The sequence below is a fragment of the Candidatus Clostridium stratigraminis genome, assembly GCF_045310675.1.
Classification (GTDB): domain Bacteria; phylum Bacillota; class Clostridia; order Clostridiales; family Clostridiaceae; genus Clostridium_AT; species Clostridium_AT stratigraminis.
Map to the genome: position 1 here is coordinate 18,434 of NZ_JBJHZZ010000015.1, position 22,778 is coordinate 41,211.

General features: G+C 33.1%; 21 protein-coding genes and 1 riboswitch. Of the genes, 2 read left to right on the plus strand and 19 right to left on the minus strand.

All coding sequences use genetic code 11. The features are described from left to right. Positions 1-432: 432 nt before the first annotated feature. Together ACJDUG_RS15165 and ACJDUG_RS15170 are read right to left on the minus strand one after the other, a co-directional pair. Positions 433-915, minus strand: a complete 483-nt coding sequence (locus tag ACJDUG_RS15165; protein WP_406770716.1) for a hypothetical protein — start codon at positions 913-915, stop codon at positions 433-435. A gap of 421 nt (positions 916-1,336) precedes the next feature. Continuing rightward, positions 1,337-2,620, minus strand: a complete 1,284-nt coding sequence (locus tag ACJDUG_RS15170; protein ID WP_406770717.1) for a hypothetical protein — start codon at positions 2,618-2,620, stop codon at positions 1,337-1,339. 94 nt (positions 2,621-2,714) lie between these two features. Between ACJDUG_RS15170 and ACJDUG_RS15175 the strand changes: the two genes are divergently transcribed. Further along, entirely contained in the window at positions 2,715-2,882 is a 168-nt protein-coding gene (locus ACJDUG_RS15175) for a hypothetical protein (protein ID WP_406770718.1), read from the plus strand. A gap of 155 nt (positions 2,883-3,037) precedes the next feature. On the opposite strand, the gene ACJDUG_RS15180 is transcribed toward ACJDUG_RS15175, so the two are convergent. The 16 genes from ACJDUG_RS15180 to kal form a co-directional block, all read right to left on the minus strand. Beyond that, positions 3,038-4,126, minus strand: a complete 1,089-nt coding sequence (locus ACJDUG_RS15180) for a nucleotidyltransferase family protein (RefSeq protein WP_406770719.1) — start codon at positions 4,124-4,126, stop codon at positions 3,038-3,040. 799 nt (positions 4,127-4,925) lie between these two features. Beyond that, on the minus strand, positions 4,926-5,579 hold the full coding sequence (locus ACJDUG_RS15185; protein WP_406770720.1) for a hypothetical protein: 654 nt from the start codon (positions 5,577-5,579) through the stop codon (positions 4,926-4,928). Positions 5,580-5,965: 386 nt separating this feature from the next. Beyond that, positions 5,966-6,646, minus strand: a complete 681-nt coding sequence (locus ACJDUG_RS15190) for a DUF2625 family protein (RefSeq protein WP_406770721.1) — start codon at positions 6,644-6,646, stop codon at positions 5,966-5,968. A 283-nt stretch (positions 6,647-6,929) separates the two neighbouring features. After that, complete coding sequence (locus ACJDUG_RS15195; RefSeq protein WP_406770722.1) at positions 6,930-7,340, minus strand: DUF4279 domain-containing protein; 411 nt, start codon at positions 7,338-7,340, stop codon at positions 6,930-6,932. 94 nt (positions 7,341-7,434) lie between these two features. Then, the gene (locus ACJDUG_RS15200) at positions 7,435-7,653 is read right to left on the minus strand and encodes a hypothetical protein (protein WP_406770723.1); all 219 of its coding nucleotides are present in this window, start codon (positions 7,651-7,653) and stop codon (positions 7,435-7,437) included. Between the two features lie 265 nt (positions 7,654-7,918). Beyond that, positions 7,919-8,971, minus strand: coding sequence for a site-specific tyrosine recombinase/integron integrase (xerA, locus tag ACJDUG_RS15205; protein WP_406770724.1), 1,053 nt, complete (start codon positions 8,969-8,971; stop codon positions 7,919-7,921). A 415-nt stretch (positions 8,972-9,386) separates the two neighbouring features. Then, complete coding sequence (gene kamE, locus ACJDUG_RS15210; RefSeq protein WP_406770725.1) at positions 9,387-10,175, minus strand: lysine 5,6-aminomutase subunit beta; 789 nt, start codon at positions 10,173-10,175, stop codon at positions 9,387-9,389. 2 nt (positions 10,176-10,177) lie between these two features. Further along, complete coding sequence (kamD, locus tag ACJDUG_RS15215; protein WP_406770726.1) at positions 10,178-11,752, minus strand: lysine 5,6-aminomutase subunit alpha; 1,575 nt, start codon at positions 11,750-11,752, stop codon at positions 10,178-10,180. A 224-nt stretch (positions 11,753-11,976) separates the two neighbouring features. Beyond that, positions 11,977-13,476, minus strand: a complete 1,500-nt coding sequence (gene kamC, locus ACJDUG_RS15220; RefSeq protein ID WP_406770727.1) for a lysine 5,6-aminomutase reactivase ATPase KamC — start codon at positions 13,474-13,476, stop codon at positions 11,977-11,979. Positions 13,477-13,496: 20 nt separating this feature from the next. Further along, complete coding sequence (gene kamB / locus ACJDUG_RS15225; protein ID WP_406770728.1) at positions 13,497-14,522, minus strand: lysine 5,6-aminomutase reactivase subunit KamB; 1,026 nt, start codon at positions 14,520-14,522, stop codon at positions 13,497-13,499. Between the two features lie 218 nt (positions 14,523-14,740). After that, on the minus strand, positions 14,741-16,018 hold the full coding sequence (kamA, locus tag ACJDUG_RS15230; protein WP_406770729.1) for a lysine 2,3-aminomutase: 1,278 nt from the start codon (positions 16,016-16,018) through the stop codon (positions 14,741-14,743). A 26-nt stretch (positions 16,019-16,044) separates the two neighbouring features. After that, positions 16,045-17,079, minus strand: coding sequence for an L-erythro-3,5-diaminohexanoate dehydrogenase (gene kdd, locus ACJDUG_RS15235; RefSeq protein ID WP_406770730.1), 1,035 nt, complete (start codon positions 17,077-17,079; stop codon positions 16,045-16,047). Positions 17,080-17,215: 136 nt separating this feature from the next. Next, the gene (locus ACJDUG_RS15240) at positions 17,216-17,863 is read right to left on the minus strand and encodes a 3-oxoacid CoA-transferase subunit B (protein WP_406770761.1); all 648 of its coding nucleotides are present in this window, start codon (positions 17,861-17,863) and stop codon (positions 17,216-17,218) included. A gap of 245 nt (positions 17,864-18,108) precedes the next feature. Next, a complete protein-coding gene (gene atoD, locus ACJDUG_RS15245) occupies positions 18,109-18,759 on the minus strand; it encodes an acetate CoA-transferase subunit alpha (protein WP_406770731.1) in 651 nt (216 codons plus the stop codon). Then, positions 18,759-19,583, minus strand: coding sequence for a 3-keto-5-aminohexanoate cleavage enzyme (kce, locus tag ACJDUG_RS15250; RefSeq protein WP_406770732.1), 825 nt, complete (start codon positions 19,581-19,583; stop codon positions 18,759-18,761). Before kce ends, atoD begins: the two co-directional genes overlap by 1 nt. Before the next feature lie 29 nt (positions 19,584-19,612). After that, a complete protein-coding gene (kal, locus tag ACJDUG_RS15255; RefSeq protein WP_406770733.1) occupies positions 19,613-20,005 on the minus strand; it encodes a 3-aminobutyryl-CoA ammonia lyase in 393 nt (130 codons plus the stop codon). A 135-nt stretch (positions 20,006-20,140) separates the two neighbouring features. Then, a riboswitch (Lysine riboswitch) is annotated at positions 20,141-20,320 on the minus strand. A gap of 600 nt (positions 20,321-20,920) precedes the next feature. On the opposite strand from kal, the gene ACJDUG_RS15260 reads away from it, so the two are divergent. Then, positions 20,921-22,300 (plus strand): amino acid permease, encoded by a 1,380-nt coding sequence (locus tag ACJDUG_RS15260; RefSeq protein WP_406770734.1) that lies wholly within the window; start codon positions 20,921-20,923, stop codon positions 22,298-22,300. Positions 22,301-22,412: 112 nt separating this feature from the next. On the opposite strand, the gene ACJDUG_RS15265 is transcribed toward ACJDUG_RS15260, so the two are convergent. Next, positions 22,413-22,610: a hypothetical protein gene (locus tag ACJDUG_RS15265; protein ID WP_406770735.1), complete on the minus strand. Its 198-nt coding sequence runs from the start codon at positions 22,608-22,610 to the stop codon at positions 22,413-22,415. Between the last annotated feature and the right edge of the window lie 168 nt (positions 22,611-22,778).

A 22,778-nucleotide genomic window follows, 5' to 3' on the forward strand; every position in this document is an offset into this window, starting at 1 on the left:
CTAATTCTTTAACGTTTAATAATTCGTTAATGGAAATATTCATTACAATCCTCCCCTAATTTATTTAGTCATTATCTACAGTTGCAAATTATCTTTTAAGATTTTCCAAAAAAACCAAATGCGTAATCAAAACTTCATTAGACCTAAAATTACAGATAACGTTCCGCACTCAAGACGTTCCTGAACCGGACCCCAGAGGAATACTCCTTGGCGTGCTTGCACCGGTGAAGGAATGTGCTTTGGCTGTGCTTCAAACATTATCTATGCTCAAATTGTAAATTTCAGCTAACCAACATATTTGTCCAAACAAGCTCCAAGCCAAAGCAAACTTGAATGTATTGTTATACGTAGCTTTAGGCACCGCACTTTGAGCTGAGCCAATTAAAGAAACTTCCTAAATATATACAATTTAAGAGTTACCACTTTTGTTTGCTAACAATGTTTTTTTATTAGTTTTTGTAAATCCATTTCTTTAACAACCTTTAATCGATTATGCCCATCACCATAAAACTTTGTATTTAGGTCATCAACTAAAAATACTTTCTCATTATCAAAAACAATATCCCAATATTCACTATTATCAAGTCCAAAGCCAGTCCCATCGGTTATTGTTTTACAATTAAGACTCTGTGATAAATAATACGCCATAACTAGATCAACCCTTATCCAATCATGTAAATCTGGAAACGAAACAAACTCCCAAACAATGGGGAACTCACTTTCATTTCTTGTTACTTCATAAAAAACTACAGATGGATTTTTACTGGCGTTACTTAAGTTTAATTTATTTTGCCAACTCTCCAATTGTGAAGTTTCATATCCATAGCAATGTGATAAATTAAACTTTTCCTTTAATATATTTATTATAATATCTGAATTTATTTCTCTCTCAAAGCCTACCCAAGCAAAGTTCACATTCTCACAACCTCAATAATTTTTTTGTCACATAAATCTTATAATTAAATTTTAAAAAATATTTAAAAACTTTCTAATAATCTCTTTTTATTTAAAGTTACGTATAACGTCTCGTGTTGCCGACGTTCCTGAACCGGACCCCAGAGGTATACCCATTAGCGTGCTTGCACCGGTGAAGGAATGTACCTTGGCGTTTGCATCAATTTCTAATTAATTTAGATAGTGGTCTATTTATTTTTCTTTTCCAACTTGATATATTTTTAAGGCCAAGGCGAACGGCAACATTTTGTTATAGGTTGCTTTAAGCCTTTTGCCTCCTATATGCGTAATATTACTCTCATAGGATTCCTTTTCCATGTATATAAATTTAAAAATATTGAGAGGTAACTAACTATACTTATATACTTAAGCCAATAATTATCTAGTCCCAATAACTTGAAGCTATCTTTCTTAATAAACTATGTTTGTCATTATTTTCAATTAAATGATCTATAAATAATTGTTCAATTTCTATATCATCTTTTATTTTATTAAGTACATTAAAAGCTGTAAGTTTCAGATTATAAGAACAAATCTTAGCACATTTCAATGCAATATTTTTAGTTCTCTTATCTCTATTACTTGATAAAATCATAAGTAAGTTTTGTAATGCCTTAAGCTTTTTTTCATCTATATCTGAGAATAAAAATGCTATCTCTTCGTCAGAAATACCTGATATATCCAATCCAGAAGCAATAATTTCTGCAAGTTCACCTATTTTTGGATAGTACTTGATAGAATCATGATAACACTCTTCCCATGTTTTATTAATAAGATTTGTTTTTAGTTTATTTACATTTGTATATTGTATTATATTATCTGTATTTGTGTATTTCTTTTGAAATTCTTCCGGAATACTATCATAGTTAATTTCAATTCCAGAATAAAAAACTGACTCAGGCACATTAATTTTTCCTTCTCTTTTATACATAATTCCCGCATATGGGAGTATTGCAAGACATTTAACCTGTTTTCCAAGCATAGCAGCAGCACAAGACTTATGATGTCCATCAAGTATTAAGCTAATAAATTCCGAATAATTATAAACAATGGCTCTTGGGGCACTTTCATAATCTTCATACATCTTAATATAATATTCAACTCTCTTTTCATCAAAGCAGTTTGTATTTTGAGTTGGATATAGATATACTGGAATTCCATCAATACAATCAAAATCCTTAGTTAATATTTCAGCAGTTGCAGGATTCTCGGTAAATGAATCATTCACCTCCCAAAAGAAATGTCCATTGCCATCTGTTGGATATGCTTCTATGTCTGCAATTACATATAATCCACTTTGTAACAGTCCTAATAAAGGTCTCATATCCATTATTGAATGTTCCAAACTCTCATATGACATATTCAACTTGTCACCTATTTTTCTAATTTCAGGACAATCGACAGTATCAATCCCATATCCAGTAGCAAGCATACTAGCGCATGTAGGACATGATGGTGAATCTTTTTGTGCTAATGGAATGCCTTTCAATTTGATATGTGATAAATATCTACTCCCATAATAAGCATCATTCAACATCATAGTTTCAGTTTCTAATGCTCCAGTCCCATTGACTAAAACTAATTTTGCTGAAGAACACCAATGGTAAGCTGAAGCATCTATATCTTTAATAATATCAACATTTATTTTATTCTTATGAAATAACATAGATATCTCCTTTTATTAAGAAATTACTAATGATAATTTTGGGCTTGATAATGTTTAAGATTATGATTCACTTATAGACCATTAAAACTACTAAATGCGTATATATACTTTCTATGGTTTAAAGTTTCCTATAACGTCTCGTGTTGCCGACGTTCCTGAAACGGACCCCAAAGGAATACCCCTTGGCTGCGCTTGCGCCGGTGAAGGAATGTGCCTTGGCAAGCCACCCATTTTTAACCTATATATAGATTATAAACCATAAATTTACACATATCTATATTAAAAAATCCACCTACCAAGGCGGACGGCAAAATTTTGTTAGTTGATGTTTAAGGTCTTCTTTTATCTATAGCGTAAGTTCTTTCCCCACCAATTTCCCATTTTTAGTTTGCAAAATAAAAAAATACGTAGTAAGCGCTATACGTTATCAAGTCCAAGATAATCTTTTCTAAATGCATCGATAGAATCATAAGTAAGTACTTGCATATGTAATCTATCATACTCTTCTTTATATAGCTGCATTGCTTCCTCAAATGCATCCACAAAGGAGTCCAGGTTTTTCGCTTGAAAATGTTTCATTAGATTGATAGGAGCAGTTCCACGTTCTTTATGCATTTCGTCATAAAATCCCTGACAGCTAACACCAGAAGAAAAGGCTAGGAGTAAATCTTTATGCACTGCTGCATATTGCATTTTATTCTTCCAGTTTGACCAGATTTCTTCATATGTTCCTTTGAGATTATCCTTTGTTGGGACTGCTTTTTCCAATGTTTCTCCCTCTATCTCATCATAAATTTTCTTAACGGCTTTAATTAATTTTGCTGCAGTTTCTTTAATAGCAATCACTGATGCTGCATACATAACATCATTAAAATACTCCTCAAAACGCTTAGGAACATGTTTCATAGCAAGCATTTCTTCCAACTGATGCTTAACTCCAAGTTTAAAATAACTATGATTTAGGAAGCATACAGTATTGGTCAAATGATAGATAATATCTCCAGATAATTTTCTCACTACACCTATTTCTTCCTCCAACATCATTTTTCCGTATGCAAGGGTAGCATCCTCTAAATGTTTCCTTGATTTTTCAAGTATTTCCGGAGTCATCGAACTGTTTATAATATTCAGTGCCTTCTTTCTTAGTTGCATAAATCTTTCCCTACATTCAGGTTCCCTGCAATAAACAATATCAACATCTATAACATGCGATACGAAGGTATGATCAAAAGACGCCATTTTCTCTAGTTTTGTCCATGGTGAACCATAGAGATCATATCCGACACCATCTAATATAAAACAGGTTGAAAATCCCCATCCTCTTTCATTATTCAAAACCACTAGTAAGTCCAAATCTGATTTTTCATGAAAATCACCAGTAAAAAAGGAACCACAAACACCAATCAAATCAATATCATTTTGATATTCTTTCCGAATCTTCTGTATTACTATATCTATTAATTCTTTATTTTTTTGTTTTAGTTTATTTATTACGCTATTATCCATTTTGTACCCCCTACTATTAAAATACAACTCTTAAAAAAACTAATCTGAATTTTATACTAGTGCTATGTTCTCTTCCAGGTAATCTATGCTTTGTACTACTAATGAAATTAGTACATGCGTAAGTAAAACTTCCATAGACCTTAAATTTCAACTAACGTCTCGGATTCCCGACGTCCTCCAGCCTTACAGAAATAGCTCAAATTCTTAGATAGCTCTTATCTTAGTATTTGAGCTACTTCGCCTTGGTTAGGCTGGAGGATGTGCGTAGCGAACGGGAAAGTATTGTTAACTGAAGTCCGCCAGCGCAGTACTCGAAATTACAACCATCCAAAAGCTCTTTTCATGAAGAATAAAAGAAACTTACGAAATAATTCCGAATCATAAATCCCAAACTATCTATCTTTTTTTCCAAGATTGCCATAGAAACAAACAAGAGAAAATAAAAGCAGAGACCGAAAACCATTTGTTAATATTGCTGTAAAAACTGTGTTTAAGAAAAGAACTAATTAGCAAACAAAGAGACATTACAGCCCAGAAATTGAAATGCCATCTAATGGAGTAGGGTCTAGAAGTTAACTCCTTGTAATTACGATTTACAATAAAACTTAGTATATAAAAGGTAACGGAAAGACATACCAGAAACCAAGTAAAAATATTCATATTTATATTTATTTCTCCAAACATCATATTTATTTACCACTTTTATAATACTTTTTTATATTTTCTACACATCGAAAGATAATAATTGTCATTTTTTACTATTGTTCACTATAAAAAAGGATTGTTTATTAAGCTACATTCAATCGACTTCTGGATAAACAACTGAAGTCTCATTTACCCATATAGTTCTGCCACCTGCACATTGAACTTTCATATATCCATCTTTCTTTTCTTGAATTCTTCCATGTTCTGAGCCATCAGCCATGTAAGGCTTAACAGACTTAATATCCTCAAATGTTTCTGTCTCGTATATGTTTGTACCTTTTTTAACCATTACTTCACTTTGAACCTTAGCTATTTTATCTTTAGTATAAAGAACAGTATCGGATTCTTTTATCCACCCTTTGTAATTAGTTGGAGAATCATAAATAGGTATGGCTACATATAACCAAGTAACATTATTTACATTAGCAGTATCTAATACCGTTACTACTGTATTATACGAAACATCATTTAGCTTAACTGAATTATTAACTGGTAGAGCCAGTAAGTTACATTTCTTTTCAACAAAACTTTTACTACTCTTATTTTCAATGTAGTTTATGTTCAAGGTATTTATTTCATTATTTTGAAACTCAGTTATTTTATTATTTTTATCATTCAATTCTTTTTCCAGTTGAAATACTTTACTCTTAAGTTGCTCATTCTCGGTTTTAAGTGACAGAGTATTATTTGAACACCCACCTAAAAATATAATAAAAGCTGAAAGGATAATAAAAACTATTTTTTTCATACGCCTTACCCCTATCCATAATTATAAATTATCTGATACATTGTAATTTGTAATACTTTACTCTTGTGCCACTATATAAGAAGATTCTATATTAAGTCGGTTTATAGAATCCACGTTGAACCCGCATAGAGCCAGCAAATATTTATATATTTATATAGCTACGTTTAATAATACTTATATGGCTCAGATTCTTAAGTTTAATATTTCCTCCAAGTTTGCACTCATTTCAAAAGGATTTCAGTTAACGTCTCGTACTCCAGACGCCGAGAAGCTTAGAGAGCTCTTCTCTTAGCTTCGCAGGTGTGCTTTGAAATCTTTTCATGCAAAGCGAACTGGAGTATTTTGTTATATGAAGTCCTTTGCGCAGCCTTTCTCGACCAATAAAGTTAATCCTTTTTTATCATCTGTTTAATAAATTCTTGCTCAATACCCCAAATCTCTTTCATAGGTATCGCTTCTCTATGACATTTATTAACGTTCTTCCCTTCCTTTGTCCACAAATAAGGAAATATAGAAATTCCGTACTCTCCTATTAGTTTGCGAACATCTTCTTCCCATCCGGTCCACCTAAATGACTTATAGTAGAGATTGATATCTCCATTCAATGCCCAATTAATAAAATCAGTGTATCCTTTTTCTGTATCCTCCCATTCTAAAGTATCTGGTGCAAAATAAAATACATTCTTGAATGACTGTCCAAATGCTCCCCCGTTTATAGCATAAACTCCACCAACAATATCGTAAGCTATGATCAAAGCATTTTTAATTGAGTATTCAATTTTGATCTCACTAATATTATTCCATGATAATAAATTTCCCGAGATTCTTTCATTACCTGATCCTAAAATCCTTAACCAGCCATGATTTACTAGTAATCCCCCGCACTCTAAAGCAATTGCTCCCATAGTGGACCTATTTGTGATTTGCAGTTGCAATAAAGTTTCTTCTCCATCAGCTTTGGTGTTAGGTAAAACCTCAACCTGATTTTCAGCCTTATCAAACCATGTCTCGAACATGGTCCATGCATTGCCCTCTTCATATATTAATTCTGATAATTTTTTACTCATAAGTATTCCTTCTTTCTCAGTTTCTAGGTATCTCTTAGAAAAGCAAAGGATTTCATATAACGTCTCGGATTCCCGACGTCCTCCAGCCTTACAGAAGTAGCTAAAATTCTTAGATAGCTCTTATCTTAATATTTGAGCTACCTCGTCTCGGTTAGGCTGGAGGATGTGCGCAGCGAACGGGAATGTATTGTTAACTGAAGTCCGCCAGCGCAGTACTCGAAATTACAACTATCCAAAAGCCCTTTTCATGAAGAATATAGAAAAAATGCGTATTAGATATATCCTACTTAAATAAGTAAAGGTCGATATCAATATCAGTTTCGGTTTCATAACAGAATTTAATAATCTCTCTGCTTGGTGCTAAAGCTGGTGTTGGTTCGTTAATATATAGTTTAGGAACGACCTCCAAAACAAATGATACACCATATTTCATTTTGATATCTTTTAGTAATGAAATTTTAGGCTTTAAATTAACAATTGTATTCACCATTTGATTTTCAGTAATAACATCATAAAGGTCACATTGTCCATATTCCCATAGTGCAAAGTCATAAAAACTCTTTGTAACTGGTCTCTTATCACCAATCTTCCAACATCTTGAAGGAGTTAACTCTAAAATTTCAGTTATTTCATCAGGATTAAAGTTCCCTTTAATTGCAAAATAAGTATAGCAACTATTTTTTGTTTTCTCCATATTACCTTCCCCCATAAACATAAATAATTAAATTTCGCCATAGATTACTCTTGCAATTCTTTATAAGAAAATTTTTTCATTATATAAATCCATTCTATGCATCATTAAACTCCTTAGACAATGACTTCTTTGCCTTATATTTACTAGTAACCCTACGTTTGCTACCACTGCCTAGAGTCTTTCTTCTCCTTTGACATTCTTTGCATATATCTTTTAATCCCAATTTCCCTTTAGATGTTTTGTCAAAAAATTCTTCAGTTGCAGGTAAATTTCTTTTACAATCACAGCAAATCTTATGTTCAAAATTATCCATAAGAATCTTTGTAACCCTCCTTCCGAATGCTATCTTTGAAATAATCTGACATTAGTCTAATAAACTTACATTAGGACACAATACTTTACTTATATGACTCAGATCCTTAAATTTAATGTTTCCTCCAAATTCGCACTTTTTTCAAAAGGATTTCAGTTAACTATCAAATAAACGACCCTGTCGTTTTATACCTTTAATAAATAGGAGTTTATGACGTTTATGTCCGGTAATAAACCTTTGGCAGTATCTAGCCTATCCTTATAATTTACTTTTTTAACATTTTATCCAGGGGACTTTGTATGTTGGATATATTCTTTTGTGTAACATGAGTATATATTTCTGTAGTTTTGGAGCTAGAATGACCAAGAAGTTCTTGAATATACCTTAAATCTATTCCACTTTCAAGAAGATTTGTTGCAAAGGAATGACGGAGGCTATGTACCGAAACCTTCTTGGTTATTTTTGCTAGGCTGCATGCATTTTCAAATATTCTTTGAACTGTTCTTTCTGTAATATATTCATCTTCATCTTGTCCGGGAAAAAGCCACTTTTCTGGCCTAAATAATTTGTAGTATTTTCTAAGTTGATCTAGGGCAATTTCTGATAGAACTGTATATCTGTCCTTTGAACCTTTTCCTTGCACTACATGGATAAGCATTCTTTGACTGTCTATATCTTCTGTTTTCAGCTTTACAACTTCTCCTACTCTTAGGCCTGCTGAATATATTAAAAACAGAATTGTCTTATGTTTTTCATTCTTTAGTGCAGAAAGTATTTTTGATACTTCTTGAAAGCTTAAAACATTTGGCAGCTTGTTTTCTTTCTTTGGTCTTTTTATAAAACTTATATTTTTATCTTGCTTTAATACATCATTGCATAAGAATTTTATAGAACTAATGGATTGATTTACATATGAGTGTGATACCTTTTGGTCTTCAAGCAGAAATAGTATATATCTTTTTACATCTCCTGTAGTGAATTCCTGTAAATTTACATTTAGAAAGCTTGAGAATCTTTTAATATGCGAAATGTAGGATTTTCTTGTTTTAAAGCTATAGCCTTTAAGTTTTATTTCTTCATCCATCAAATTAATGATGCTTTGATTTTGTGGGTTATCCTCAAAATCTATATTTACTTGTTCATTTTTAAATAGTTCTTTTAAAATGTTTAGATTTTCTTCTGTAAAAGGTACAGTCCATATTCTTTTGTCAGGATTCCATTTATAGAACTTTTGACTTTTAATTTTTGCTACTCTTACTTGAGAATATTCAAAGGAAATTGCTAATTCATCTTTTAGTTTTGCTATATTTATTGTCACGGTTATACCCCTTTTTAAAAATTATGAGAATCTATGTTCCTATAAAAAGTATCTCCGTAACTTAACTATATTATACCATTTATTTGGTTTTATTACATTAATTATTATGCTTGTACTATTTCATTACAATTATCAATAAACTTTTAATTATCGGTGACGTTTAGCTATTTTATAATTACCATATGAAGAAATTTATGAAGCCTTTATTATTTCCAAGTTTATATTGCTTTTACAAAGAAAATATATCTTTAAAAATTTTCATGAAGATATCATAAATTTGTTGTGAGATTTATAATCTTGATAATTATTTTAACAAATAAAAATATCTCCAGAAATGCTTTTATTCTGGAGATATTTTTCAATCTTTATATTATTGATTTTTCAAATATACTATATATATTTAATTTATATATAATTATATTAATCCTCTATTAACCATTTCAGTAACTGCAAAGGTTGCTACGTCATCTGCGTATTTTGCTGGGCCGAAGCCTGCATCGTAGCCTAGCTCTTTGGCTAACTCGTGAGTTATTCTTGGACCGCCGCAGATTAGAATTATTTTATCTCTAAGGCCTTCTGCCTCTAAAAGCTCTACTAGGTTTGTGAGGTTTTGAACGTGTACATTTTTTTGAGTTACTGTTTGAGATACTAGAAGTATATCAGCCTTTAAATCAATTGCCTTTTTGATAAATTCCTCGTTGGGAACCTGGCTGCCTAGATTATAGGCTTCTATCATGTCGTATCTTTCAAGGCCATAATGCCCTGCAAAGCCTTTCATGTTCATTATTGCATCTATACCAACGGTGTGAGCATCTGTGCCTGTGCTTGCCCCAATAATAACTACCTTTCGTTTTATGCTTTCTCTAATGTACTCATTGGTTTCTTCCATGCCCATTGCATGAACATCAACGGATTGAACCTTTATGGAATCATAATCTATGGTTTCATTTAAGCTGCCGTAAACTACAAAGAAGGTGAACTCCTTGTCAAGTGCTGAGTGGTGAGCTACAGAAGGCTCCTGAAGTCCCATTTTTTTTGCTAAAAGCTTTGCAGCCTCTACTGCCTTGTCACCATCTGGAACTGGAAGGGTAAAGCTTACTTGAACCTTTCCATCGTTCATGGTGTCTCCGTAGGGCCTTACTTTAGTTAAATCTAAGGTTTGATCATAGTCTCTTTTTTCAGTTGAATATAGTCCTCCGCTCATGTTTACACCTCCCTTTTAGTATTATTTTCATTATTAAGCATAAGCTCTATGAATGGATTAAAGTATTCTTTTTGCTTTTCAACTACTCCATCTAAGCCTTTTCCGCCGTCTATTGGTCTTTTTATTCCTGCAAATATTCCTTTTTCTAAGGTTTTAAATAGGCCAAGACCTTCTATTTCCTTTAATAGATCTGAGGCCTTTCCTAATACTTCATTAGCTCTATTTTGTATTATTCCGCCTTCTTTAAAGCTTATTTCTTCTCCTAAATCTGCCATGGTATTGAAAATGTAGCTTGCATTTTCAATAGATAACGCTCTATCAGACATAAATGGAGTATGAAGTGCCTCTGTAAGCATGCCTAATAAATGCAGCCTTTGATTTGTCATTATAGTTACCATGTTAAATAATGCATCTTGAACATGACCCTTAAATATATTGCCAGTCATAAATTTAGTTGGAGGCATATATTTAAGTGGTGCTTTAGGGAATATCTCTCTAGCCATTTGTGCCTGTGCTAGCTCAAATAAAAATCCATTTTTCTCCTCTGGATTAATTTCAAAGGCATGGCCAAGGCCCATTTGTTCCTCTGGAAGCCCTGCCAAAACTGCAAACTGCTCATTTATAAATTGTGAAGCAAGTACTGTGTGAGCCTCTTCTACAGCATCAGCAGTGGTTAAATAGTTGTCTTCCCCTGTATTTATTATAACGCCAGCAAAGCCATTTATTATCCTTGAAAAATATTGGTCTACAATTGTTCTCTTCATATTAATATCTCTAAATAAGATTCCATAAAGAGCATCATTTAGCATAACATCTAATCTTTCTAATGCACCCATAGCTGCAATTTCCGGCATACATAGCCCAGAACAGTAATTGCAAAGTCTTATATATCTACCTAGCTCCTCACCTACCTCATCAAGTGCCTTTCTCATAAGATAGAAGTTTTCTTGAGTTGCAAAGGTGCCTCCAAAGCCTTCTGTTGTTGCACCATATGGAACATAATCTAAAAGACTTTGTCCAGTTGTTCTAATAACAGCTATAATGTCAGCACCCTGCTTTGCTGCTGCAACTGCTTGAGTTATATCTTCATAAATATTACCTGTTGCAACTATTACATAAAGATAGGGTCCTTTTTTATCTCCAAATCTGTCTAAGTATTCTTCTCTCTTTGCTCTGTTGCCTTTAATCCTTATTACTGTTTCCTTTGCAATTGAATTTACAGCCATTTTTATTTCAAAGGAATCTGCCATTGGAAGCTTTGTTAAATCTAGTTCTCCTTTTGAAACCTTAAGGGCAATTTCCTGAGGAGAAAGCTTTGTATTTACCATGGCATTTCCTATAAAAACAGCTGCTCCTATACTTAATCCATTACCATTTTTAATATTTTCTACTACTACATTTGGAAGAGGAACCCCAACTTCATCTACCCCGTCTATTCCTAATAGTCTGCAGATAGTTCTTTCTACTGCCACAGTTGTATGCTTATCAATAAATTCCTGTGTTTCAAGTGCAATATTTTTAGCTGAAAGTCTGCCCCTTTGCACTAAGTCAAAGTTTAAATTTAATTTACCTTCCATGAACATCCCCCCGATAATTTTTACTCATTTAAATTGTTATATTATTAATGAAATTTACTTTTCTTTTAATCAAGATTTTATTTATTATTAAATAAGAAATTATAATTTAAGTTTTTAATTTTAATTAAATAAAGCATTATTATAAGCAATGTTTTTATTCTTGTAATTAAGTAAAACTCTTATTTACATTAAGGTATTAATAATATTTAAGTTTGCTAATAGTATTAATCTTCGACATAGAACTTTTTAGCTATATCTATAACTTCCTCTTGAAGTCCAAGTAGAATTGATATATTAAGTGCATCCTTTGGAACCTCATTCTGTACTGATACCATTTCTAGCTTGTATTCCATGTGCTCTTGAATAATATCAATTGATTTCATTTTATTTAGATTAATTTTAGTTTTAAGAACATTAAAATCCATGTTTTTTAGCCCGACTACCTGATAATGCGTCATGGTATCATCAATTGTGCCATCATAATGAGTAGAGATAAGGCTAATGGAATTCTGTGTATTTAAATACTTGCATAAGGATTTAACTAAGTAATAGCCTTCTTTAGGGTTTGTGCCTCTTGCAAATTCATCAAGGGCAACAAAACCAGTTTCTTTTTTTATTGAGCTTAATACTTCCTTTAATTTAACTATTTCTGCTCCAAAGGTACTTAAACCTTGTGAAACAGACTGCAGGTCATCTGAAATAAAGTATATAAAATTTAAAATTGGAAATTGTGCCTCTTTTGCAAACACATAAAAGCCACATTGTCCAAGCATTAGGTTAAGTACAAGAGTTTTCAAGGCAATGGACTTTCCGCCCATATTTGCACCTGTAATTACTGTTGTTCCATTTTTAAGCTCAATGGATAAGGGAGTAAAAATCTTATTTTTCCTTGCCAGATGCTCTGTAACCTCAGGATTTATCATGTCTTTAAAGCTTATTCCCATTGAATCTTTTATTTCTGGCTTTACTGCATTATATTTTACTGTAAGCTTAGCTTTTGACATTAGAAAATCTAATTTACCTATGGATTTTATATTTTCCATTAATATTAAAGCATAACCAGAAAGACTTTCAGTAAGCTGCCTTCTGATTCTAAGTTCTTCGGCCTCCTCTAAAAGTACAGTATTAAGCCTTTCTTCCTTTAGTAACTTAATTTTTTCTTCATTATTTTCCTTATATATTAGTTCCTCTAATTTTCTTTTTTCAGCTCTTATATTTTTAAGTATTTCAGAATAGCTATCATATATATAAAAGGTAGGTATTTTCTTCCCTTCTGGATCTAAAATTCTAAGCACTTCATTTAAGCTTGTAAATTTTATAGTTTTAATATTCACCTTTAGTGATTTATAGGCTTCTATTAATTCCTCCATTAAAATGGAAAAATACTTTATTTCATAAAGCTCTACATCATCTAAGGTAATATTTTCACTGCATCTTTTTACTGTGTTTCTAAGGTCTTTTACTCTGCAAAATACTCTCTCTATTTCTCCTATGGCCTTTTCATTTTTTCTAAGAGCGTTACGCATGATTTCAATGTTGTTAAATTCATCCCTTAATTTGTTTTCTTCTGAGCTTTTAAAGGGTCTTATATTTTTCTTTTCTTCTATTCCAAAGGCCGTCATTATTTCTAAATTATCTATTATAAAAGAAAACCCAACTTGTTTTCTCTGTTCGCTATCTAAAAATTTAACCTTAATCCCCTCCTGTATTCCTAATATGCACATAAAGCTTTTTAACCTTCAAGTTATCCCATTAAATCAAACACAGGTAAAGCAATATTTTTTTGTAAAGTTTCAAGAAATAAGTCCTTATTAAATTCATACCCAAATGGCGATTTTGGATTACAGGTCAAACATGTTAAATTGATACTCTCTAAAGACTTAATAACCCCCCCGAGTTTTAGAAGCCTATAGAGAGTATCCTTATTTATAAAAAGTTTCGTTCCGTCCTCTACTAGAAAAGTAATCCCCTTATACTTATCTGTAGATTTTATTATGTCTTCTATTAATTTATCCGTTACTACCCCTCTAATTAAAACATGGCTTACACCATCACCTAGGTTATCTACTATTTCCTTTGCACCTTCTAGTGATGTTTGCGCCTTTAAATCTCTTATTCTCAAATCCTTGTATACAATTCCTATCCTTGCTTTAGAAAGCTCCTTTTCTACTATATTTATAATTGCTTTGCTTTCTTCTGCAGCAATGGATAGAAGACTAACAGCATGTGCTGTTTTTTCTACTACCTTGCTCATACTTTTATTTAGGGATGCTCCAGTTGAAAGGATAGCAGCCTCTGTTACTGACGGTGAAGCTGTGGTCTTTCTGCTTAATGCCCCATCCACAATTATTTTTTCACATCCGTAGGTCTTAAGCCTATCACAAATTTGCTTCATATAGGCATTGATAGAAGGTCCCCCAAGCTCAACAAAACCATCACTTAAGGCTTTTGCTATTATCACTTCTCCCATAGGAGTATTTATATTGGTAGTTTCTAATATTTCCTTTGTAATATCCCCATTAAATAAACACTGTTTAGAAGTTGCTAGATAAGTGTCCCTTTTTATATATATTTTGGGCTTCTTTGTTTCAGTTACTCTATCTTCCTCTTCCCCATCTCGTCCGATAGAGGTAAGACCAAGGGTTATATTGTTCCTGGTCTTATCTAAAATATAGTTTAAAGCTGTGGTTTTTCCCACATTTTTGTCCATTCCAATTATAGATATTGTGTGGTAGTTTTTTATTCTATCTAATATATCAATCTTCCCCATGATATCCCCCACTTAGATCTATAATCTTTTTAAAACTATATGAGGCGGAATACACTGAAGAAACTGAAATTGCTGAAGGGATTTAATCCTTACCCTATTAATTCAGTGATTTCAGTATCCTTCAGTTTGTATTTTTTCTTAAGCATTTTAGTAGTTTAGTCTGAACAGTTATTCCTACGAGTGCTTCTACCACTTAAGAGAGTTCCACGTCTAAATATTTAAACAGTTACAATGTCCTGTTCATGAAGATGTTTTGTTCTCTTCTTTCGCTCTAAGCCTTCTGGTTCAAGTGCCATTTGCTGATTATTTAATAGTCCTGCAACTCCTACCTTAGTAACCTTAGTTTCTCCTCTGCATACCTCACAGTTGCAGCCTGGAGTATAATCTGAAGGCTCTTCATAGGTAGTAATAACTCCTTCAAAGTTTCTTAAAATAACCTTATCATAGCCTTGAGAAATTATATAATTTGGCATTACAGGAATCTTTCCTCCACCACCAGGTGCATCTACTACAAAGGTTGGAATGCAGAAGCCTGAGGTATGTCCTCTTAAGCCTTCGATGATTTCTATTCCCTTAGCTACTGGTGTTCTAAAGTGAGTTAAGCCTAAGGATAAATCGCATTGATAGATATAATATGGTCTAACTCTTATTTTAACTAGCTCATTTACTAGTTTTTTCATAACATGCATGCAGTCATTAACTCCTCGTAAAAGTACAGATTGATTTCCAAGAGGAATACCTGCATTAGATAAAAGCTCGCAAGCTCTCTTAGCATCTTCTGTTATTTCATTTGGATGGTTAAAGTGTGTATTTAGCCAAATTGGATGATATTTCTTAAGCATGTTAACTAAGTCTTCAGTTATTCTTTGAGGCATAACTACTGGAGTTCTTGAACCAAGTCGTACTATTTCCACATGAGGTATTGCTCTTAATTTTGAAATAATATATTCAAGCTTTTCATCTGAAAGTAGTAATGGGTCTCCTCCTGATATTAATACATCTCTAATAACTGGAGTTTTTGCAATATAATCAATGGCATTATCAACTTGTGTCATTGGAAGTGAACTATCATGATGGCCTGCAAATCTTCTTCTAGTACAGTGTCTGCAGTACATGGAGCACTGATCTGTAACTAAGAGTAATGCTCTATCTGGATATCTATGAGTAAGTCCAGGTACTGGTGAATCTGCGTCTTCATGAAGTGGGTCAACCAAATCAGCCTCTGATCTATAGGTTTCAAATGCTGTAGGTATTGCTTGTTTTCTTATTGGGTCATTTGGATCATTTACATCAATAAGTGATAAATAGTAAGGTGTTATGGCCATTCTAAAGCTTTCTAGACATTTCTTAATACCTTCTTCCTCTTCTACTGTTAAAGGAAGATATTTTTTAAGGTCTTCAAGAGTTTCAATTCTATTTCTAACCTGCCATTTCCAGTCATTCCACTGCTCGTCAGAAGCTTCTTTAAAGAGTTCGAACCTTCTATTCACTTTCATTTTATTTCCCCCATACCCCTTATTTATTAAATATATAACTTTTCAAATATTTTTCTTAAGGTTTCACTTTCTCTAAGTTCTGCTAATGTAATTTCTGCATGATCCTTTGTATAGCCGTTTCCAATTATCATATTGACATCCTTGCCTACTCCTTCAGCTCCAAGTGCTGCCTTTGTAAAGCTAGTTGCCATAGAGAAGAAGTAAACTGTTCCATCATCCTTTACTGGAAGAATGCAGGACATTTCAGTGTTTGGTATATTTACGCAGCTTATTGAGATATCAACTTCTTTTCCCTTATTAGCTTCAAGTGTCTTATTTAATACATCAACTGGTTTTTGAGCATCTCCAATTATAACCTCATGACAAAGTCCCCACTCCATTAAGTCTTTAGCCTGTGATTCTTTTCTAACTAAGCCTATAACTTTTCCTGTAGGTCCAACTCTCTTCATCGCTTCGTAGCAGCAAAGCATACCTGATTTTCCATGTGCACCTAGCACTAAAACACTTTGCCCTGGTCTAACTAATTTTGCTGCCTGTGCTGGTGCTCCTGCTACGTCTAGTGCAGCTAGTGCAAGGTTTTCAGTCATATCATTTGGAAGCTTTGCATAAATTCCACTTTCAAATAATATAGCCTTAGCTTTAACTTCAACTCTGTCAATATCCTGCTTAATATCAATGATTTCTTCTATTTTTAATGGAGTTAAGGATAAGGAAACTAAGGAAGCTATTTTATCTCCAACCTTTAAGTCTCTGTCCTTTAAATCTTCTCCTATTTGAGCTATTGTTCCTATAAGCATTCCACCTGAACCTGTTACAGGATTTTGCATCTTTCCTCTTTGACCTACTATCTCTAGTATCTTAGCTTTGATTTTTTCTGAATCTCCATTAGCTTCCTGTTCTAATTGAGTAAAGCTAGCTGAATCGATATTAAGAGCTTGAACATCTATAAGCATTTCATTGCTGTAGATTTCCATATCGTTGTTAATCCTTAGTGCTGCTTGTGGCAATACTCCTTGTGGCTCCATAACTCTGTGTGTTCCAAATTTACATCCCTTTTTCATGAATAAAAACCCCCGTTAATTTAAAATTTTTAATTTTTTATTTGATATTTATTTATTAATGTTATTTATAAATCATGTTTCTTAAGCCTTCATTCCTCATTTAGAAAAGATCATAAATGTGAATTCAGTAAAGCAGCTAAACATTCATAATTTTTACTTCCTCAGGAATAATTAATGCTGCTTCCGTAAGTGATTTAACTTCATCTATAGTTGTATCTTTATGAATTTCTCTTAGGACTAGACCTTCCTTTGTTACTTCAATAACACATAATTCAGTAACAATTAAGTCCACCTCAGCCTTTGCTGTAAGAGGAAGTCTGCATTTTTTAAGTATTTTGGGTTCCCCTTTTCCTGTGTGCTGCATAGCAACTATTACTCTTTTAGCTCCTGTAACTAAATCCATGGCACCACCCATGCCTGGAACCATCTTCCCCGGAATTATCCAGTTAGCAAGGTTACCTTCCTCATCCACTTCTAATGCTCCAAGAACAGTAGCATCTACATGACCTCCCCTTATAAGCGCAAAGGAGGTTGCACTGTCAAAGAATGCACCATGAGGAAGAATTGTTACATATTGTCCTCCTGCATTTGTAATATCCATATCTTCATCACCAACTGCAGCGGCAGGTCCCATTCCTACCATGCCGTTTTCTGATTGAAAAGTGATATGCATGCCTTCTGGAATATAATTTGCAACTAGAGTTGGAAGGCCAATTCCTAGGTTAACAAGCTGTCCATCCTTAAGCTCCTGTGCAACCCTTTTTGCAATTACTTCCTTCGCCATTTTACTATCTACCAAATTGTTCACCTCCTATTTTTTAAATCCTAAGGGACGGTCCCTAATGATTCTATGCAAATCTTAAGGGGCGATTCCCTGTGAAATCATAAGGAACCGTCCCTAGTGATTCCTTCAAGGGTAAATTTAAACCTAGTTATTTAAATATGTAAATATTCAAATATATAAATAGATAAAAATATAAATATTTAAATATTTACTGCATTTATGCGGGTTCATGGTAAATTCTAAAACTAAATTCCTTCTATAATGTAGTCTATAAGCACCCCTGGAGTTATAACATAATCGGGATTAAGTTCCCCCACCTTTACTAACTTTTCTGTTTCAACTACTACCTTGTCTGCTGCCATGGCTATTAATGGATTGAAGTTTCTAGTTGTTCCCTTGTAGAAGGTATTACCAAATTCATCAACTATAGTTCCTCTGATAATTGAAAGATCAGCTCTTAATGGAAGCTCGATTAAATATTCTTTTCCTTCAATAGTTACCTTTTGCTTGCCTTCCTCAACAATTGTTCCAATACCTGTAGGCGTTAATACTCCACCTAAGCCTGATCCGCCTGCCCTGATTCTTTCAATTAAGGTTCCTTGTGGTACAAGCTCCACTTCCATAAGACCTTCATTCATAAGTCTTCCTGTTTCAGAATTTGTACCAATATGGGAAGCAATTACTTTTTTAACCTGTCTATTTACAACAAGCCTTCCAATACCCTTATCTACAAAGCTAGTGTCATTTGCAATTATAATAAGGTCTTTAATATTTGCTTCAATAAGCTTATCAATTATTTTATGGGGAGTACCACAGCCTAAAAAGCCTCCTATCATAACTGTCATTCCATCTTTAAAAAGAGGTATTAAATCTTCTGGTTTTACTAACTTATTCATTACTTCATCCCCAATCCCAAAATCTCTCTTGCCTCTTTTGGAGTGGCTACTTCTCTTCCAAGTTCCTTTGCTAGTCTTACTACCTTTTCAACTAATTCCCCATTAGATTTAGCAGGCATTCCTTTGGAAATGTAAACGTTGTCCTCAAATCCAACTCTAACATGGCCCCCAGAAATTATTGAAAGTGCAGCCATGGGAAACTCATTTCTTCCTATTCCTGATACAGTAAAGGTGCTTCCTTCTGGGATACTTCCCATCATAAAAGTAAAATCTCTTGGAGATGCACTTATGCCCCCATTGACTCCTAAAACAAAATTGAAATGCATTGGAGCTTTAATAAATCCTTTTTTATTAAGCCTTATGGCCATATCAATCATGCCTTTATCAAATACCTCAACTTCCGGCTTAATGCCAAGTGATATCATCCTTTCCCCAAAGGCTTTAATCATGTTTTCAGTATTTACAAATATGTCATCTCCCCCAAAATTACAGGTACCGCAATCTAAGGTAGCCATCTCTGGCAGTAAGTCCACTGGCTGAAGTCTTTCTTCAATACTCATTCCAACTGCACCGCCGGTTGAAGGCTGTATAATAACATCTGGACATCTTCTCTTTATTTCTTCGATACAAAGTCTAAATCTTTCCCTATCTTGAGTTGGTGTGCCGTCATCATTCCTTACATGAAGGTGGATAATGCTAGCTCCTGCCTTATAGGCTGCCTCTGCTTCTCTTCCTATTTCCTCTACTGTATAAGGTACACTTGGATTGTGTTCCTTAGTAACCTCAGCCCCGCATATAGCTGCCGTAATAATCAACTTTTCCATAAAACTCCCCCATTTAAATGTTAATACTTTTAATCTCTAACTAATTTTCTCTGTTTGTTTTTCGGAACAACACAGGTTCCGCTTGCTCTGCAGACTATAATAGGCTCCTCCAATATTTCAGCAGCAGAGTCGTTAATATGCGGCAATGGTACTATAACTTTTCTAGCTTCAAATATCATCTTTCTGGAAGTATTTCCGCACTCAACAATTTCTCCTACTGCTTCAATATAGTCTCCTGCATAAACTGGTGCCAAAAACTCTACGCTGTCATAAGCTCTAAATAAGCCTTCATCCCCGTCATTCCTTATTAATAGCTCTGTGGCAACATCTCCAAATAGATTAAGCATTCTTGCTCCATCAACAAGATTGCCGCCATAATGAGCATCATGGGTGCTCATTCTCATTCTAATTAAAGCCTTCATAACTAACCCTCCAACCTGTTTGTAAAATATTGTTAATTTTTAAACATAAAAAAGCACTGAAGATTTTCAGTGCTTGCTTTTAAAACCTAAGGCCTTTAAATAGTGCCATCTATGCAATGAAAATCAATCTTCCATCACGTAAATAGCGCTCCATGAAATTATTCACGGCAAGGATAAAAGCGTACCTATTATCCCCAAGGGTAAGCTAAAGAACTAAAATACCCTTTCGGCAGGTAAATCCTTCATCTTTAGTTTTGAAGGTTCTTCTTCTTAACACCTAAAGATTAAACGTTTACTTGCTCCTCTATTTATGTACCTAATTATTCAATTGTTAATTTTATTATATTCCTGCGAAATTTTACTGTCAATATTATTTATTGAAAATTTTAATATTTCACTAAAAAGGGAATATTCTATTTAATGAATAATTTTATTTATATAATCTAGTAAGATGAATAATTATTATTTGTGAAAATATTCTCTTGGTCTTAATGTGTAGTATAGTGACGTCTCTTCTACCATAATATTACATAAAGAACCTCCTCATACTACATTAAATTTTTTAAAAAAAGTACTTCCCTTGGTAAAAATAATTTTATATAATATATTTATATATTTCTGAAAATTCATTTAATTGACAACAAGTTTTTAAAATCCTTTATTGCTTTACTACAAGAAATATTCTATTTACTCTATATATCTATATCTTTTGAGCTTTTATAACATTGTTTTATTCATAGTTTTCTTTAATTATTAATATAATTAAATATAATATAATAATTAAAATCTACTAAAGATAGTATCCTTTAGCCAGCATATAGACTATTTTTATTTTCATTGTATAATAAGCACATAATTATTATGGGGAATTATGTTATGTGTTGTTATAAAACAAAATATTAAGGAGGACAAGCTATGGATCTTTTTAGAAAGAAAACCGCGGACATGATGGAGGATGAGGGGGAACATTCGGGACTTAAGAAAAAATTAAGGGCTATTGACCTAGCTGCTTTAGGTATTGGTTCAGTTGTTGGTACAGGAATCTTTGTTGCTACAGGTTCCGCTGCTCAAGCTGCAGGTCCAGCTGTAATTATTTCATTTATTCTTGCTGCACTTGTAAGTGGTTTTTGTGCACTAACCTACTCAGAGCTTGCTACTATGTTTCCTGTTGCAGGTAGTACTTATTCTTATTCTTATGTTGCTTTTGGGGAATTTATTGCATGGGTTATCGGTTGGGATTTAATGCTTGAATATGTTGTTTCGGCTAGTACTGTTGCTTCAGGTTGGTCAAGCACCCTTGTTGCACTACTAGCAAATTATGGAGTTACATTACCTACTTCAATAACAACTTCTACATTAAATGGTGGTATTGCAGACATTCCTGCAATTCTTATTACTTTATTGGTAACTTGGATACTTTATATTGGTATTAAAGAAAGTGCCAATGTTAACAATATTATAGTAGGGGTTAAAATAATAGTAATTTTACTATTTATATTCCTTGGTTCAACACATATTAACCTTACAAACTTCCACCCATTTGCACCATTTGGCTGGAGAGGTATTATGCAAGGTGCTGCACTTATATTCTTCTCTTATATCGGCTTTGATGCAGTTTCAACAGCTGCAGAGGAAACCGTAAATCCAAAGAGGGACGTTCCATTAGGACTTGTTATATGCTTAGGTGTTGTTATAGTCCTTTATGTAGCTATAGCATTTGTTCTTTGTGGTATAGTTCCTTTCAAGAGTATAGATATTACAGATGCTCTTCCAGCTGCCCTTAGAAGCATAGGTATTAATTGGGGCGGTGCCTTAGTTGCTACAGGTGCTATTATAGGTATGATTTCTACATTACTAGTTACACTTTACGGACAAATTAGAATATTTATGGTTATGTCAAGAGATGGACTTCTTCCGCCAGTTTTTGCTAAACTGCATACTAACCATAAAACTCCACATATTTGTACTTGGATTACCGGTATAATATGTGCAGTATTAGCTGGATTATTCCCATTAAACGTATTAATAGAATTATGTAATATTGGTACACTTTTCGCATTCATACTAGTTTCAGTTGGCGTTATAATATTAAGAAAGACTATGCCAAATATTGAAAGAAAGTTCAGATGTCCTTGGGTACCTGTTACACCTATTATTACTGTGCTTCTTTGTCTATACTTTATAGTAAGCTTACCTCCAGTTACCTGGTTAAGATTTATAATCTGGCTAGCTGGCGGCTCACTTCTATACTTTGTTTATGGCTTCAAGCATAGTTCTTTAAATGATGTAAAATAGCAAATAAAAAAAATCAGCATTCTAAAATGCTGATTTTTTTATTTGAAAATATAAGTATCCGTGACTTTTTAGCGTAGTGATATATGAACACATACTTTATAATAGCAGCTAGCTATTTTTTACCTTTATAGATAAATGCCTTATAGCCCACATATAAAGCTATTGGAGGTAGGATAAACATCCACCAAGGCAATCTGTTATGAGCCCATATAGCACTTTTACTAGTGATAATATTAGCTATACTTACTGATACAAAGCCTATCAATAACCCAAATACTAAAAATCTAGATTTTAAAATCTGTTTAATCACCCTTAACACCCACTTTATAAATGTAATCATATTATAACTTGTCCGTATAATCTTTATATTAATTGTATATTTAATTTGCAACTATTTCAACACTTATTTGAATATTGCAAATATTCTTTAATGCTTGACACCTTATCTTTATATTACTAATATGTAAATAATATAATT

Coding starts and splice junctions, on each gene's coding strand:
- kamA (WP_406770729.1), bottom strand. CDS start 16,018: ATGAAAGTGAATAGAAGGTTCGAACTCTTTAAAGAAGCTTCTGACGAG.
- atoD (WP_406770731.1), bottom strand. CDS start 18,759: ATGAATAAGTTAGTAAAACCAGAAGATTTAATACCTCTTTTTAAAGAT.
- ACJDUG_RS15185 (WP_406770720.1), bottom strand. CDS start 5,579: ATGAAAAAAATAGTTTTTATTATCCTTTCAGCTTTTATTATATTTTTA.
- ACJDUG_RS15260 (WP_406770734.1), top strand. CDS start 20,921: ATGGATCTTTTTAGAAAGAAAACCGCGGACATGATGGAGGATGAGGGG.
- ACJDUG_RS15240 (WP_406770761.1), bottom strand. CDS start 17,863: ATGGCGAAGGAAGTAATTGCAAAAAGGGTTGCACAGGAGCTTAAGGAT.
- kdd (WP_406770730.1), bottom strand. CDS start 17,079: ATGAAAAAGGGATGTAAATTTGGAACACACAGAGTTATGGAGCCACAA.
- kamC (WP_406770727.1), bottom strand. CDS start 13,476: ATGTGCATATTAGGAATACAGGAGGGGATTAAGGTTAAATTTTTAGAT.
- kce (WP_406770732.1), bottom strand. CDS start 19,583: ATGGAAAAGTTGATTATTACGGCAGCTATATGCGGGGCTGAGGTTACT.
- ACJDUG_RS15195 (WP_406770722.1), bottom strand. CDS start 7,340: ATGGAGAAAACAAAAAATAGTTGCTATACTTATTTTGCAATTAAAGGG.
- kamD (WP_406770726.1), bottom strand. CDS start 11,752: ATGGAAGGTAAATTAAATTTAAACTTTGACTTAGTGCAAAGGGGCAGA.
- ACJDUG_RS15200 (WP_406770723.1), bottom strand. CDS start 7,653: ATGGATAATTTTGAACATAAGATTTGCTGTGATTGTAAAAGAAATTTA.
- ACJDUG_RS15180 (WP_406770719.1), bottom strand. CDS start 4,126: ATGGATAATAGCGTAATAAATAAACTAAAACAAAAAAATAAAGAATTA.
- ACJDUG_RS15175 (WP_406770718.1), top strand. CDS start 2,715: ATGCGTATATATACTTTCTATGGTTTAAAGTTTCCTATAACGTCTCGT.
- kal (WP_406770733.1), bottom strand. CDS start 20,005: ATGAAGGCTTTAATTAGAATGAGAATGAGCACCCATGATGCTCATTAT.
- ACJDUG_RS15190 (WP_406770721.1), bottom strand. CDS start 6,646: ATGAGTAAAAAATTATCAGAATTAATATATGAAGAGGGCAATGCATGG.
- kamB (WP_406770728.1), bottom strand. CDS start 14,522: ATGGGGAAGATTGATATATTAGATAGAATAAAAAACTACCACACAATA.
- ACJDUG_RS15170 (WP_406770717.1), bottom strand. CDS start 2,620: ATGTTATTTCATAAGAATAAAATAAATGTTGATATTATTAAAGATATA.
- kamE (WP_406770725.1), bottom strand. CDS start 10,175: ATGAGCGGAGGACTATATTCAACTGAAAAAAGAGACTATGATCAAACC.